The 14,196-nt window shown below is 36.0% G+C and carries 14 protein-coding genes and 1 pseudogene; 10 read left to right on the top strand and 5 right to left on the bottom strand.

Annotated elements, in window-relative coordinates:
- From AACZ92_RS11205 to AACZ92_RS11190, 4 genes and pseudogenes are all read left to right on the top strand, one after another.
- A pseudogene (locus tag AACZ92_RS11205) lies at positions 1-275 on the top strand (30S ribosomal protein S6--L-glutamate ligase); the annotation flags it as partial.
- 2 nt (positions 276-277) lie between these two features.
- Positions 278-1,276, top strand: a complete 999-nt coding sequence (locus AACZ92_RS11200) for a succinylglutamate desuccinylase/aspartoacylase family protein (RefSeq protein ID WP_339701220.1) — start codon at positions 278-280, stop codon at positions 1,274-1,276.
- Positions 1,276-1,836 carry a 5-formyltetrahydrofolate cyclo-ligase gene (locus tag AACZ92_RS11195; protein ID WP_339701217.1) on the top strand — a complete coding sequence of 187 codons (561 nt, stop codon included), beginning with the start codon at positions 1,276-1,278 and terminating at the stop codon, positions 1,834-1,836. Before AACZ92_RS11200 ends, AACZ92_RS11195 begins: the two co-directional genes overlap by 1 nt.
- 43 nt (positions 1,837-1,879) lie before the next feature.
- Positions 1,880-2,173: a CD225/dispanin family protein gene (locus AACZ92_RS11190; RefSeq protein WP_339701214.1), complete on the top strand. Its 294-nt coding sequence runs from the start codon at positions 1,880-1,882 to the stop codon at positions 2,171-2,173.
- Positions 2,174-2,593: 420 nt separating this feature from the next.
- On the opposite strand, the gene AACZ92_RS11185 is transcribed toward AACZ92_RS11190, so the two are convergent.
- From AACZ92_RS11185 to ileS, 4 genes are all read right to left on the bottom strand, one after another.
- The gene (locus AACZ92_RS11185) at positions 2,594-3,202 is read right to left on the bottom strand and encodes a lipoprotein signal peptidase (protein WP_339701211.1); all 609 of its coding nucleotides are present in this window, start codon (positions 3,200-3,202) and stop codon (positions 2,594-2,596) included.
- Positions 3,203-3,234: 32 nt separating this feature from the next.
- Complete coding sequence (locus AACZ92_RS11180) at positions 3,235-3,864, bottom strand: hypothetical protein (RefSeq protein WP_339701208.1); 630 nt, start codon at positions 3,862-3,864, stop codon at positions 3,235-3,237.
- A 143-nt stretch (positions 3,865-4,007) separates the two neighbouring features.
- The gene (locus tag AACZ92_RS11175) at positions 4,008-4,391 is read right to left on the bottom strand and encodes a TraR/DksA C4-type zinc finger protein (RefSeq protein ID WP_339701205.1); all 384 of its coding nucleotides are present in this window, start codon (positions 4,389-4,391) and stop codon (positions 4,008-4,010) included.
- A gap of 2 nt (positions 4,392-4,393) precedes the next feature.
- Entirely contained in the window at positions 4,394-7,798 is a 3,405-nt protein-coding gene (ileS, locus tag AACZ92_RS11170) for an isoleucine--tRNA ligase (RefSeq protein ID WP_339701222.1), read from the bottom strand.
- A 155-nt stretch (positions 7,799-7,953) separates the two neighbouring features.
- Here ileS and AACZ92_RS11165 point away from each other — a divergent pair, with 155 nt between their 5' ends.
- From AACZ92_RS11165 to AACZ92_RS11155, 3 genes are read left to right on the top strand one after another with little or no spacing between them, the layout of a single operon-like run.
- Complete coding sequence (locus AACZ92_RS11165; RefSeq protein ID WP_339701202.1) at positions 7,954-8,874, top strand: DUF6268 family outer membrane beta-barrel protein; 921 nt, start codon at positions 7,954-7,956, stop codon at positions 8,872-8,874.
- A gap of 53 nt (positions 8,875-8,927) precedes the next feature.
- The gene (locus tag AACZ92_RS11160; protein ID WP_339701199.1) at positions 8,928-9,488 is read left to right on the top strand and encodes an HNH endonuclease; all 561 of its coding nucleotides are present in this window, start codon (positions 8,928-8,930) and stop codon (positions 9,486-9,488) included.
- Between the two features lie 2 nt (positions 9,489-9,490).
- Positions 9,491-9,847, top strand: coding sequence for a hypothetical protein (locus tag AACZ92_RS11155; RefSeq protein WP_339701197.1), 357 nt, complete (start codon positions 9,491-9,493; stop codon positions 9,845-9,847).
- On the opposite strand, the gene AACZ92_RS11150 is transcribed toward AACZ92_RS11155, so the two are convergent.
- The gene (locus AACZ92_RS11150) at positions 9,848-10,312 is read right to left on the bottom strand and encodes a CBS domain-containing protein (RefSeq protein WP_339701195.1); all 465 of its coding nucleotides are present in this window, start codon (positions 10,310-10,312) and stop codon (positions 9,848-9,850) included.
- 121 nt (positions 10,313-10,433) lie between these two features.
- Between AACZ92_RS11150 and AACZ92_RS11145 the strand changes: the two genes are divergently transcribed.
- The 3 genes from AACZ92_RS11145 (at position 10,434) to AACZ92_RS11135 (ending at position 14,036) form a co-directional block, all read left to right on the top strand.
- A complete protein-coding gene (locus AACZ92_RS11145) occupies positions 10,434-12,776 on the top strand; it encodes a M20/M25/M40 family metallo-hydrolase (RefSeq protein WP_339701192.1) in 2,343 nt (780 codons plus the stop codon).
- A 19-nt stretch (positions 12,777-12,795) separates the two neighbouring features.
- Entirely contained in the window at positions 12,796-13,602 is an 807-nt protein-coding gene (locus tag AACZ92_RS11140; RefSeq protein ID WP_339701189.1) for an NAD(P)H-binding protein, read from the top strand.
- 74 nt (positions 13,603-13,676) lie between these two features.
- On the top strand, positions 13,677-14,036 hold the full coding sequence (locus tag AACZ92_RS11135; RefSeq protein WP_339701186.1) for a nuclear transport factor 2 family protein: 360 nt from the start codon (positions 13,677-13,679) through the stop codon (positions 14,034-14,036).
- The last annotated feature ends 160 nt before the right edge of the window (positions 14,037-14,196 follow it).

Genomic DNA, 14,196 nt, shown 5'->3' with positions numbered 1-14,196 from the left:
CTATGAAACGGCAAGGAAAAGAAGGAGAATTCCGTTCAAACTTACACCGTGGTGGAAACGCATCTATCATAACGCTAAGTGATGAAGAAGAAATAGCTGCCTTAAAAGCTGCCAAAGCTATGGGTTTAGGTATTGCAGGGGTTGATATGTTACAGTCAGATAGAGGCCCTTTAATTCTAGAAGTAAATTCGTCACCGGGGTTAGAAGGGATTGAAGCTGCAACTGGAAAAGATATTGCCACAACCATTATAAAATATATAGAACGAAACGTATAACTATGGCAGAAGAAAACACCGATTTAATACTTCTGAAAACAAAGATAGCACCGGGCGAAAGTAAAAAACTTAATTTCAGTATCGCTAAACTATATACTGGAACCAAGGTTGAAATTCCTATTATCGTGGAACGTGCTATAGAACCTGGACCAACTATTTTGATAACTGCTGGTATTCATGGTGATGAAGTAAACGGTGTTGAGGTGGTACGACAACTAATTGCCAAAAAAATGAACCGCCCCAAACGCGGTACTGTAATTTGCATTCCTATTTTAAACGTATTCGGATTTTTAAACGCCCAACGAGAATTTCCAGATGGTAAAGATTTAAACCGTAAGTTTCCGGGAACTAAGCACGGTTCTTTAGCCAGTAGGGTTGCCTATCATTTTAGTAAGGAAATTGTTCCCCACGCAGATTATTGTTTAGATTTTCATACCGGTGGCGCAAGTCGGTTTAATGCGGCACAGATTCGTATTAAACCTAATGATGAAAAATTGTTGAGTTTAGCTCAAGTATTCAATCCACCGTTTATAGTGTATTCAAGCTTGTTGAAAAAATCATATCGAGAAACCTGTGACAGTATGAATATCCCGACCTTATTATTTGAAGGCGGAAAATCTTTGGAAAGCGACAAACATATTGCCAAACACGGTGTTGACGGTATTGCTCGGGTTTTAAAGCATCTGGATATGCTTCAAGATACTTTTGAAGTACCAAAAGCAAAAACAAAAAGTGTCTTAATTGAAAAAAGCAAATGGTTACGTGCTCAAAAAAGTGGCTTGTTGCACATTAAGGTTCCATGTCACAAGCACGTGGTAAAAGGCGAATTTCTGGCTACTATTACTGATCCTTACGGAACGATGCGATTTAAAGTGCTTTCGCCTAATGATGGCTACATTATCAACGTAAATCAATCGCCTATTATCTATCAAGGGGATGCTATTTTTCATATTTCAACAGAAAATTCGCCTATTTCAGAAAAAGAGGAAGAAGACTACTAATGGACAAAGTACAACTTAGAACAGCCTATAAGAACCGAAGGGAACAGCTTTCATCTTCAGCCATAGAAGAACATAGCCTTCAAATCGCTAATCAAGCATTGAAACTTCCTATTTGGGAAGAAACCTATTATCATATCTTTCTTCCTATTCAATCGTATAAGGAAGTGAATACAGAATATATAATGCATATTCTACAAGGGAAAGATAAAAGTATCGTCGTTTCAAAATCTGAATTTAAAACAGGCAAATTAAAGCACTATTTGTTACAAGAAAATACGGTAATTAAAATTTCAAAACACGGTATTCCTGAGCCAGTTGATGGTATTGAAATTCCTGCAGAAAAACTAGATGTTATTTTCGTTCCACTTTTAGCGTATGATGAAAAAGGAAATAGAATTGGCTACGGAAAGGGCTTTTACGATCGCTTTTTAGCCAACTGTAAACCTGACGCACTATTTGTTGGGCTATCTTTCTTTCCTCCTGAAAAAAGCATCGCTGTTGAAGAAACAGATATTCCCTTGCATTACTGTATTACACCCGAAAAAGTAATTTGTTTTTAAAAAACTATCTATATTTGAGTTTCTTAAAAACTAAATTAACTTTATGGAACAACAAGAAGTAACAAACCGACCTCAAAAACCCGACAACCACCTAGTATGGGCTATTTTATGCACAGTGCTTTGCTGTTTGCCATTGGGGATTGTATCAATCATTAAATCAACTAAAGTAAACGAATTATATGAACAAGGCGACTACGCTGGAGCTCAAAAATCTGCTGACGAAGCGAAAAAATGGGCTATCTGGGGTGCAGTTATAACAGGAGCTTTTCTTGTATTATACATTATATTGATGGCTATAGGTGTTGCCGGTGGCCTTATGTCAGGTGGTGGATATTAAAAAAACAGGTAAATTTCTTACCATTATAACTTTCATTGGGATTGCTATAATTGTATTTTTTCAATACAATCCTAATGAAAGTTCATTTTTTATACCCTGTCCTTTTCACTTTATAACTGGGCTACATTGCCCTGGTTGTGGTTCGCAACGCGCCTTACACCAATTGGTACATTTCAATATATTTGGAGCTTTTAGGTACAATCCGTTATTGGTGCTTTCTTTACCCATTCTTATTTATAGTGTAGGAATAACGTTGTATAATTTTGTGAACCAAACCAAATACCGAGTTTCGTTTTTTTACAACAATACGTTTATTTATATCTATTTTGGAATTGTAGTTGCTTTTTGGATACTGAGAAATATACCAATTGAGCCGTTTAGCTGTTTAGCGCCTACTACTTTGTAAAAGAGAGATTCTTCTTATTCTTCTTCTTTATCTGGAAACGCTTTTTTATGGAAAAGTAATAACAATATTACTCCCACACTTATAGAGGTGTCGGCAACATTAAATACGGGCTCAAAGAACGTAAAGTAATTACCACCCCAGAACGGAAGCCATTCAGGCAAATAGCCTTTCCATAGCGGAAAATAAAGCATATCCACCACTTTCCCGTGGAACAGTGTACCATAACCGCCGTCTGCTGGCATAAAACTAGCAAGTTGATTGTGGCTATCGTCAAAGATGATTCCGTAGAAAACAGAATCTACGATATTTCCGAAAGCACCTGCAAAAATAAGAGCAATCGAAACCACTAATACGCGAGATGCACGCTTACGAACCGAATCCCACAGCCAATACCCAATCCCTACGATAGCAACTAAGCGGAATAGTGTAAGAAATAATTTTCCGTACTCTCCAGGTATTTTAGCACCCCAAGCCATCCCTTCGTTTTCTACAAAAAGAATGCTAAACCAATCAAAAACAGGGATTTCTTCACCTAAAATAAAGTTAGTTTTAATATATACTTTTGAAATTTGGTCGATTAACAGAACCAAAATTATAATAAAGGAAGCCTTCTTTAGTGACATAAGTTATTTTAACAGCTGCAAAAATAACAATATTATTCGGTTTGCAGCAGTGTGATTGAGCCTGTTATACTTTCGGCATTAATTTTATATTTTCCTGTTTTAGGTAGTTGATTTAAAGTAGTTCCTTTTTTAGAAACAGCTTGCCCTGTAACGACCGGTTTTGCATAAACGGTAATAGCTCCCTCTTTGGTATACAGAGTAGCATTTCCTTTAAAATTGTTTAGCAAACACGTTCCGTTTTCTAAGGCCACAAAAAAGTTATCATAGGCTCCTTTTCCAGTTACCGAAGCGATTTTTGACCGTATTTCTACCTGCATACTTTCAGGAATAGTTACAATCATATCAATCGCAATAATTTTATGAGCAGCTAGTTTATCATTCTCCTTTTTAAAAAATGGGGAATATCCAGTTGAAAGTGTCAAGGTTTTATGAGCTTCAGAAGTATTTACAACTACACTTTCGTAGTTTTCGCCTTCAATATGAGTACGAATTTTGATTTTATCTGTCTTTTTTGCTGAAATGTCTATGGTAAATACATCATCAGACTCAATAATTAAAGTTTCAAAACCTAACGCACTAAACTCTTTCTGAAGAACCTTTTGAGCCATAGCTTCAGTTGTCAACAAAAAGACACCTACTAATATTATAATAAATTTTAGCATAAAAAAGCCCCAGAATTTGGGGCGTATTTTTTAAAGCACTTAATTATTTAAAGTGCGATATTTAAGTAAATCAAAAAATACTGCATTCTAATATTCTTTTTAGAATGTACTCGCTCTATGTGATCGAGCTATACAAGCTGTATTTACTTTTGCATGTTTTTAGCTTCAATACTTAAAGTTGCATGTGGCACTAATTTTAAACGCTCTGGATTAATTAATTTTCCAGTTACACGGCACACGCCGTAGCTTTTATTTTCAATTCTAATTAATGCATTTTTAAGGTCGCGAATAAACTTTTCTTGACGAATAGCTAATTGTGAGTTTGCTTCTTTGCTCATTACTTTACTACCTTCATCAAACGCCTTAAACGTTGGTGAGGTATCGTCAGTACCGTTAGTACTATCGTTTTTATAAGAACTTTTAATTAATTCTAATTGTTCTTTCGCCTTTTCTATTTTTCCCTGAATCAATACTTTAAATTCTTCCAGCTCTTTATCGCTGTATCGGGTTTTTACGTCATTTGCCATATCTAGTGTTTTTTTATTTCCATTAAGGTTGCAATATCATCAAAAGCAATTTCTGTACCATTGCTCACTTCATTATCAAATTGCAAAATTTCGGTTAATGTTTCTTCTTTAATATATTCAAGATTTTCTTCTACTGCCGGTTTAAGCTTTTCATCATCTTTAATAGTTACTTCTACTCGATCAGTTACTTCAAACCCTGAATCTTTTCGTAGGTTTTGAATTCGGTTTACCAATTCTCTCGCGATTCCTTCATTTTTAAGAGAAGGTGTAATAGTTACATCGAGGGCTACGGTAATTCCGTTAGTATTTGCAACTAGCCAACCTTCAATATCTTGAGAACTTATTATAACGTCATCAAGGCTCAATGTAGTATTTTTTTCGTTAATTTCTACTGAAATTTCACCTTCTTTTTCAAGTACCGCTATCTCTTCTTGACCAAATCCTGTAATTGTTTGCGCTACTAATTTCATGTCTTTACCAAAACGAGGCCCTAATTTTTTAAAGTCAGGTTTTATTTGTTTTACAAGTAACCCTGAAGCCTCATCAATTAGTTTAATCTCTTTTACGTTTACTTCAGATTTTATCAAATCTTCCACTGCTTCAATTTCAGTTTTAACGGTTTCATCTAAAACTGGAATCATTATTTTCTGTAGTGGTTGACGCACTTTTATTTTTTCACGTTGACGTAAAGATAAAACAAGCGATGAGATTGTTTGTGCCCGCTGCATTTTACGTTCTAACGTTTTATCTATAAACGAACTATCTGCTTTTGGGAAATCACTTACGTGAACCGACTCTTTTCCTTCTTTTTCAACTCCTTCGGTTAAATCTTTATACAAACGATCCATAAAGAATGGAGCCACCGGCGCGCCTAATTTTGCTATGGTTTCTAAACATGTATACAGTGTTTGATAAGCCGAAATTTTATCGTCGTTATAGCTTCCTTTCCAATAGCGTCTTCTGCTTAATCGCACAAACCAGTTACTTAAGTTTTCTTGCACAAACTCTGAAATCGCACGCGTTGCTTTTGTAGGCTCATAATCGCTATAAAAAGTATCTACTTTTTCAACAAGGGTATGTAATTCTGAAAGAATCCATCGGTCTATTTCAGGGCGTTTTTCTAACAGTACATCTGCTTCAGCATAGGTAAAGTTGTCCAAATTGGCATATAAACTGAAAAAACTATAGGTATTGTAAAGTGTTCCGAAGAATTTATTACGCACTTCCGAAATACCATCCAAGTCAAATTTCAAGTTATCCCAAGGATTCGCATTGCTAATCATGTACCAACGTGTAGCATCGGGACCGTAGGTATTAAGTGTTTCAAACGGATCTACAGCATTGCCCAACCGTTTGGACATTTTCTGTCCATTTTTATCCAGCACCAGACCATTACTCACTACATTTTTATAAGCAACATCATCAAAAATCATCGTAGCAATCGCGTGCAAGGTATAGAACCAACCACGAGTTTGATCCACACCTTCAGCAATAAAATCGGCTTTGCGCCACGTTTGCTCTACTTTGTCTTTGTTTTCGAAAGGGTAATGCCATTGTGCATATGGCATACTTCCGCTATCAAACCACACATCGATTAGATCGGCTTCGCGCTTCATTGGTTTTCCACTTTCTGAAACAAGTGTAATTCCGTCAACAATGTTTTTATGTAAATCTACCGTATCATAGTTTTCTTCTGAAAAATCGCCGGGGGTAAAGTCTTCATAAATTGCTTTATCCATAACGCCAGCTGCAACAGCTTTTTCCATTTCGGTTTTCAGCTCTTCTATGCTACCAATGCATTTTTCTTCCTTGCCATCTTCAGTTCTCCAAAGCGGTAACGGAATTCCCCAATAACGCGAACGAGACAAGTTCCAGTCGTTTGCATTCGCCAACCAGTTCCCAAAACGACCTTCTCCAGTTGCTTTTGGTTTCCAGTTGATGGTTTTATTTAAATCGTGCATACGATCTTTAAATTCCGTCACTTTTATAAACCAAGAATCTAATGGATAGTATAAAATAGGCTTATCGGTACGCCAGCAGTTTGGGTAGCTGTGTACATATTTTTCAACGTGAAAAGCTCTGTTTTCGGTTTTCAATTTGATGACTAATTCAACATCGACTGATTTTTCAGGTGCTTCGCCATCGTCGTAATATTCGTTTTTTACATATTTTCCGGCCAACTCTTTCATCTCTGGACGGAATTTTCCTTGTAAATCCACCAACGGAACTAAATCGCCATTTTCATTTTTAACCAATAACGGCGGAACTTCCGGTGTAGCTTCTTTGGCTACTTTGGCATCGTCTGCACCAAAGGTTGGCGCGGTATGTACAATACCAGTACCATCTTCGGTTGTCACAAAATCCCCCGCAATTACACGGAAGGCATTCTCAGGGTTTTCGTAAGGTTTTGCGTAATCCAATAACTGCTCGTATCGAATATCTAACAGGTCTTTCCCCTTAAATTCTTTTACAATGAAATACGGTATCTTTTTATCGCCTTGTTTATAACTGTCAAGGACTTCTTCATTTGGTTTTTCTTCATATTTCCCGCCAAATTGTTTCCCTACTAAGTTTTTAGCAAGTACTACGTAAATAGGCTCAAATGTGTATTGGTTGTAGGTTTTTACTAATACGTAGTCAATCTTCTTTCCTACGGTAAGCGCCGTGTTACTTGGCAATGTCCAAGGTGTGGTTGTCCAAGCTAAAAGGAAGATGTTGTTACTTTCTTCAGCTAAAAAATCTGGCAATATATCTGCAACGGCTTTAAATTGAGCCACTACAGTCGTATCGGTAACATCTTGATATGTTCCTGGTTGGTTTAGTTCGTGCGAACTTAAACCCGTTCCCGCTTTTGGCGAGTACGGTTGTATGGTGTAGCCTTTGTACATAAGGCCTTTGTTGTATATTTCTTTCAGCAACCACCAAACCGTTTCCATGTATTTTGGCTTGTAGGTTATGTATGGATCGTCCATATCTACCCAATAGCCATAGCCTTCGGTTACTTTGTTCCATGCATCGGTATACCGCATAACGGCTTTTTTACAAGCATCGTTGTAAGCCTCAACAGAAATTTTCTTCCCTATATCTTCTTTGGTAATGCCTAATTCTTTTTCAACACCCAATTCAATAGGTAGTCCGTGTGTATCCCAACCCGCTTTTCTATCCACTTTAAACCCTTTTTGGGTTTTGTAGCGACAAAAAATATCTTTAATAGAACGTGCCATCACGTGGTGAATACCTGGCATTCCATTTGCAGATGGAGGCCCTTCAAAAAACACAAACGGCTCATTACCTTCACGAATGGAAATACTCTTTTCGAAAATGTTGTTTTCATTCCAAAAATCAAGTATTTCTGTCGCTGTCTTAGGAAGGTCTAATCCCTTGTATTCTTTAAACTTTTTGCTCATAACAAGTTGCATTTCAATAAGGTTGCGAAAGTAAGAAATTTTACTGAAAAAGTCTATCTTGGGAACCTTCAAATAACACATTGCTAATGTGATTTTTATTCCTTTAAAGAAGTTTCTTTCATATTTTTCTATATTTACTAAAAAACCAACCGCTTTTGAAAAAATTACTTTTGCTATTACTTCTTGTCCCAATGTTGACTTTTGCACAAGACTATGTTGATATTTTTAGAATAGGTTACGGCGAAACATTTAATAACGATTTTGAAGGAACCAACAGCAGTACGAGTATTCGATCTTTTGAGGTTGGCCTTACCTTTCCTGTCGTTCTCAATGACAACCACGCTTTAATCACTGGAGCCGATTTTAGCGCAAACAATTTACAGCTGTTTCCTGAAGCCGAACGCACTAGTTTATACAGTACAAATATAAAATTAGGTTTGGCTTCTACGTATTCTGAAAGATGGAGTTCGACAATAGTTTTATTGCCTAAAATTGCTTCAGACTACAATGATATTTCCAGCGATGATTTCTATTTAGGAGGCTTTGCTTTGCTGAAACTTCAGAAAAAAGAAAATTTAATTTACCGTTTTGGAGTCTATGGTTCCCAAGAAGCTTTCGGTTTTTTTACTACACCAATTATTGGTTGGTATTATTTAAGTCCTAATAAAAAGTTTGAAATGGATATGTCACTGCCCATTTCAGCAGATGTAAGCTATGACTTGGGAAAAACCACTATTGGAATGGATTATTTTGGTATTGGGAGAAGTTTCAATATAAAAAAAGAAAATCAGCCCGATACGTACGTTGATTTAAGCTCATTGGAATTTGCCGCTTACTGGCAGTTTAATTTTCTAGACAAAAGTGTCTTACTACGAACAAAACTAGGCTATTCCAGCAATAACTATGAGGTTTATACAGATGGTGAAACTATCGATTTAGGACTTTCAGCCTTTAGTTTTGGTGACGACCGCACGCAACTAAACCCAGAAATGAAAGGTGGTTTTTTTGCTAAAATTGAAGCTATTTACCGCTTTAATCTACCCACAAAACAGGATAAAACCCTTGAAAATCAATAAATTTCTATCCTAAAAAGTTATTTTTACTATATTTGATATAAACTCCCCCTAAAATGATACCAAATTTAAAAGGAGAGGTTTGGAAGAAATTTTCCGATCCCTCATGGCGTAGAAGTGATAGTATTGATATTTCTAACTACGGAAGAGTAAAACATTATAAAAATAATCCTGATGGTGAATTCCTAAAAACCTATACTTTAAATGGTTATGAAGTTTTCTCAACCTTAAAAAAGAATGGGAAAACCAGTTTGATTTACATGCATCGAGCCGTTGCTCAATTGTTTTTAGAAGAAACCGAAGGTAAAAATTTAGTGATTCATAAAGACTTTAATAAAGCAAACAATCACGTAGATAACTTAAAATTTGCCAACCGTAAGGAACTTACAGAGCATAATAAAAATAGCCCAGCGGTGATAAAAGCAAAAAAAGAAGCTTTATTAAAGCCAAAGTATGCTAAACTTACGCCCGAGAAGGTTAGATTATTAAAGAAGAAGATATTCGACCCCAATCGTAGAACGCGATTACGATTAATTGCTAAGCAATTTGGAATTTCAGAAATGCAATTGTACCGAATAAAATCTGGTAAAAACTGGGGGCATATAGATTATAAATAAATATGGAAAGAGCTTGTCCCGAATGTGGCGATAAAATAATTGGTCGAGCAGACAAAAAGTTTTGTAGCGATGCATGCCGCAATTCCCATAACAATGCTTTAAATAAAGACAACAAAAATTTAGTGCGCAACATTAACAACCGGTTGCGTAAAAATTATCGCATTCTAGAAAAGCTAAACACAAAAGATAAAACCAAAGTAAAAAAACAAACCCTACAAAAGCACGGTTTTAATTTTCAATTTTTTACTGGACAATACGTTACCAAAGTGGGAAGTGTCTATTTGTACGTCTACGATCAAGGCTATTTACCACTTGAGGATGATTGGTATTTGTTAGTCAAAACAGAATTAACCATGTAACTATTTCCAGCTATTTCCTTTTAATTCCAACGCCGCTTTTAACACATCTTTTTGGCTTATCTGTCCAACCAATTTCCCATGTTCACATATGGGAAAACGTCGCCGTTTATCTCTTAAAAATTTCTCAGCGGCATCAAATAGGTTCATCTCTCCATCAATAGTTTCCACTTCTTTAATCATGTGGTCTTCTACTTTAATTTCTTCCATTGGCAGGTTGTGATAGCGACTGTTACTAATCTCTTTAATACAATCACCTTCACTAATTATTCCAACTAACTCGTAATTATCATTTACAACCGGCCCACCGGAAATTTTCTTTTTAATGAGCGTGTTCATTACTTCCAAAACAGTTTGTTCGGGTTTAAATGTTATTAAATTTCTGCTCATATAATCTGAAACTTTAATGTTTTCTGAAGAGCCCTTTTTTGGTTTTGCTCGTTTTCCTATATAATTTTTAATTCCCATATTCTTAGCTTTTTATCTCCTTTAAATATAGTCATTTTTATAATAGGCTGTTTACTATTTATTTCTGAAAAGGAACAATCTCATTAAATATCGTACTTTTAGAACGTTAAAAAGCCAACCCATGAAACGAGTATCTGCTGTTCTTTCCCTACTAATCGTACTAGGATTAATCTATTATTCTTTTTATAGCTTAATGCCAAGAGAAGGCACTCCTAAGAGTATTGCAAAAACCGAGTTTTCAACCGAACGTGCCCTTGAGCAATTACAGCACATTGCTAAAAAGCCGCACTACCATGGTTCTCAAGAACACGCAACCGTTAGAAAGTATTTAGTTAGTGAATTAGAGAAGCTAGGGTTGCAAACCCAAACACAAGAAGGATTTGTTTTTACCACCCAAAGTAGAACCATGAATCGTCCCATTAATATTGTGGCTCGAATGGAAGGGACTGGACATGGGAAAGGTCTTGTGTTACTTTCGCATTATGATAGCGCCTTAGTACCTTCTCCAGGTGCGAGCGATGCCGGAAGTGGTATTGTCACCATTTTAGAAAGCCTTCGTGCGTACCAAGCGAGCGGTAAAAAGCCTAAAAATGATATCATCGTTGTATTTACCGATGCTGAAGAAATTGGCCTAGATGGCGCAAAGTTATTTGTAAATGAGCATCCGTGGGCAAAAGATGTAGGGCTCGTTCTCAATTTTGAAGCCAGAGGTAGTGGTGGGCCTAGTAATATGATTTTAGAAACAAATGGAGGTAATGAAAAATTGGTTAAAGCTTTTATAAAAGCAAACCCAGACTACCCAGTGGCATCTTCTTTAATGTATAGCGTCTATAAAATGTTGCCAAACGATACCGATTCCACCATTTTTAGGGAAAATGGCGACATTCCTAGTTACTTTTTTGCGTTTATAGACGATCATTTTGATTATCATACTGCTAACGATACTATTGAAAATTTAGACATAGAAACCTTGCAACATCAAGGGAGTTATCTATTGCCTTTGCTACATTATTTTGCCGATGCCGATTTAAATAACTTGAAATCGAACGATGAATATGTGTATGTAAATGTTCCTTTTTTAAAAATGATTTCATTTCCCTTTTTATGGATATTGCCACTACTTTTAGTCGCAACTGTGCTATTTGGCATTCTTATTTTCTATGGATTTAAAAAAGAGAAAATAACAGGGAAAGGCATCGCTAAAGGCTTTGTTCCTTTTTTACTTTCTTTGGTTGCTTGTGGACTAATTGGATTTTTTGGTTGGAAATTGTTACTTGCTATCTACCCGCAATACAACGAAGTACAACACGGTTTTAAATATAATGGTCACGCTTATGTAGCGTTCTTTGTTTTCCTTTCTCTTTCCATTACCCTTTATCTGTACAGGCGCTTTGCCAATAGGGAACCAGTAGCTTCAGTCTATGTGGCACCACTAATTTTTTGGGTTCTTATCAATGTGGCTGTTTTTGTTATTTTAAAAGGAGCAGCGTATTTTATAATTCCTGTATTCTTTGGGCTGTTGTCGCTTTGGATACTTATCAAACAAGAAAAACCTAGCTTGCTTTTAATGGTTTTATTGGCCGCTCCAGCTTTGTTTTTCTTTTCACCGCTTATTCAGTTTTTCCCAGTTGGATTAGGTTCCGAAATGGTCGTGATCAGCTGCGTATTTACCGTTTTATTATTTGGTTTATTACTTCCAGTATTTGGTTTTTATAGTTGGAAGAAACTACTTTCCATTCTTTGCTTTTTATTTGCCTTTGGGTTTTTTATGGAAGCTCACTTTACCAGTGATTTTTCTGAAACACGCCAAAAACCCAATAGTTTAATTTATTATCAAGATAAAGACGCGGACGAATCCTATTGGCTTACCTACGATAACATGTTGGACGATTGGACTAAAGGTTATTTAGGTGAAAAACCCATTGGAGTACCGTCAGAAATACTGGGTGCTTCTGGCAGCAAATATAATACAGGCTATACCTACGCTGCAAAAGCTCCTGAAAAGTCAATAACTCCTTTTCAAATTAATTTAAAGAAAGACACGATTATAAATAACCGAAAGGAAGTTACATTCACCATTATCCCAAAACGAAATATCAATCAATTAAATTTATATGCAGATGCAGATGTTTCATTCAATTCTCTTTCCTTTAATGGTCAAAAAGCGCTAAAAGATAGTACTGGTTTTGTTTACGGAAACAGAAAAAGTGATTTGTTACTTCGGTATTGGGTGAATAACAATGATTCGCTAGAAGTTTCGTTTACAACTGAATCAAAAAAGTCCGTTTCATTTACTGCTTTAGAATTTTCGTATGATTTAATGGATAATGCTAATTTCAGCATTAGTAAACGCCCTAAAAATATGATGCCAAAACCTTTTGTGGTTACAGATGCCATTGTTATAAAACGTACTTTTGCCGTTGATAAGTTGCCAACCTTTAAAAAAGATAGTTTAACTTTTTAAGCAAAAAACAACCTACAAAATGAATAAAACCATAGCAATTGCTGGCCTTGGATGGCTAGGAAAACCGTTTTCCATACACTTACAAAATTTAGGGTATCGTATAAAAGGATCGGTAACAAGCATTGAGAAAGCTGGCACATTGCAACGTAACGGAATAGAAACCTATCCTGTTGAAATTTCGGAAGATGGCGTTTCAGGTGAAGTGGAAGCTTTTTTAAAAGATATTGATTGTTTAGTTATTATGATTCCGCCGGGTTTACGAAAAAATACTGGCGCTAATCACGTCGCTAAAATGTCCCATTTTTTAAATGAAATTGAAAAGTCTTCAGTAAAAAATGTGATTCTTGTAAGCAGTACTTCAGTGTATAGTGATGCGCAAGGCACCGTAACGGAAAAAGACAAACCCATAGCTGAAACCAACGCTGCCAAACAACTAATAGAAGTAGAAAAAATATTTTTCTCTTCTGAAGTTTTTAAAACAACAATCGTACGGTTTGGTGGGTTATTAGGTGGAAAACGACAACCCGTGCGTTATTTAGCTGGAAGAAAAAACCTGAACCACGGAAATGCTCCTGTTAATTTAATCCATAGAGATGACTGCATAGCTATCCTTTCGGAAATTATAAAACAAGATTCTTTTGGGCATATTTTTAACGCTGTAACGCCTTTTCATCCTATTAAAAGGCATTACTACACCCAAAAAGCAACTGAATTGAATCTTGAGCCACCTTCTTATTCCAAAGAAAAAGAAAATACGGTTTACAAAAAAGTAACTTCGATTAATCTTCCTAACATACTAGGTTACACTTTTAAGCAACAAGCTTAACTGTTATGTAATATACTGAATGGTAATGTTATGAGTTTTTAACTATCTTTAAATAAACAAAAAAACTTACCATTATGAACACAAAAGAAATTGCAGAAAACCTAGTAAATTGGTGTAATAGCGATCAAGAAGAACGCTGTTATCAAGAATTGTATAGTCCAAATATTGTAAGTATTGAACCTACTGGTGATAACCCTGTTGCTAATGGAATGGATGAAGTTGCCAAAAAAGGAGAATGGTGGCAAGAAAATTTCGAAGTACACAGCCGTCATACCAGTGAACCTATTGTGGCAGATAACTGGTTTAGCGTGCGCCATGAAATGGATACTACACATAAACCTAGTGGCCAACGCAGTCAAATGTCCGAAATTGGAGTGTATCAAGTAAAAGACGGAAAAATTGTAAAAGAGCAGTTTTTTTACAATGAGGAATAAGAGGTTGCTCGTATAAGTTGCGCTTTCATTTCGGAGGTTTCGATATACTTCGACTTCGCTCAGCACATCGCGCTTCTCGTACCTCGAAATATTCAACCATCTCACAGTGTAAACTTTACATTAAAACGGTGAGGTGGTTGAGTGTTCCGCCTTTGGCGGA

This window comes from uncultured Marixanthomonas sp. (genome assembly GCF_963974425.1).
Taxonomy (GTDB): Bacteria; Bacteroidota; Bacteroidia; order Flavobacteriales; family Flavobacteriaceae; genus Marixanthomonas.
Note: the sequence above shows the minus strand (reverse complement) of the source record. Positions and strands in the feature narration are given on the sequence as shown.

Excerpts from the sequence above, each read along its gene's own strand:
- AACZ92_RS11200 (WP_339701220.1), top strand. The coding sequence starts at position 278 with ATGGCAGAAGAAAACACCGATTTAATACTTCTGAAAACAAAGATAGCA.
- AACZ92_RS11195 (WP_339701217.1), top strand. The coding sequence starts at position 1,276 with ATGGACAAAGTACAACTTAGAACAGCCTATAAGAACCGAAGGGAACAG.
- AACZ92_RS11190 (WP_339701214.1), top strand. The coding sequence starts at position 1,880 with ATGGAACAACAAGAAGTAACAAACCGACCTCAAAAACCCGACAACCAC.
- AACZ92_RS11185 (WP_339701211.1), bottom strand. The coding sequence starts at position 3,202 with ATGTCACTAAAGAAGGCTTCCTTTATTATAATTTTGGTTCTGTTAATC.
- AACZ92_RS11180 (WP_339701208.1), bottom strand. The coding sequence starts at position 3,864 with ATGCTAAAATTTATTATAATATTAGTAGGTGTCTTTTTGTTGACAACT.
- AACZ92_RS11175 (WP_339701205.1), bottom strand. The coding sequence starts at position 4,391 with ATGGCAAATGACGTAAAAACCCGATACAGCGATAAAGAGCTGGAAGAA.
- ileS (WP_339701222.1), bottom strand. The coding sequence starts at position 7,798 with ATGAGCAAAAAGTTTAAAGAATACAAGGGATTAGACCTTCCTAAGACA.
- AACZ92_RS11160 (WP_339701199.1), top strand. The coding sequence starts at position 8,928 with ATGATACCAAATTTAAAAGGAGAGGTTTGGAAGAAATTTTCCGATCCC.
- AACZ92_RS11155 (WP_339701197.1), top strand. The coding sequence starts at position 9,491 with ATGGAAAGAGCTTGTCCCGAATGTGGCGATAAAATAATTGGTCGAGCA.
- AACZ92_RS11150 (WP_339701195.1), bottom strand. The coding sequence starts at position 10,312 with ATGGGAATTAAAAATTATATAGGAAAACGAGCAAAACCAAAAAAGGGC.
- AACZ92_RS11145 (WP_339701192.1), top strand. The coding sequence starts at position 10,434 with ATGAAACGAGTATCTGCTGTTCTTTCCCTACTAATCGTACTAGGATTA.
- AACZ92_RS11140 (WP_339701189.1), top strand. The coding sequence starts at position 12,796 with ATGAATAAAACCATAGCAATTGCTGGCCTTGGATGGCTAGGAAAACCG.
- AACZ92_RS11135 (WP_339701186.1), top strand. The coding sequence starts at position 13,677 with ATGAACACAAAAGAAATTGCAGAAAACCTAGTAAATTGGTGTAATAGC.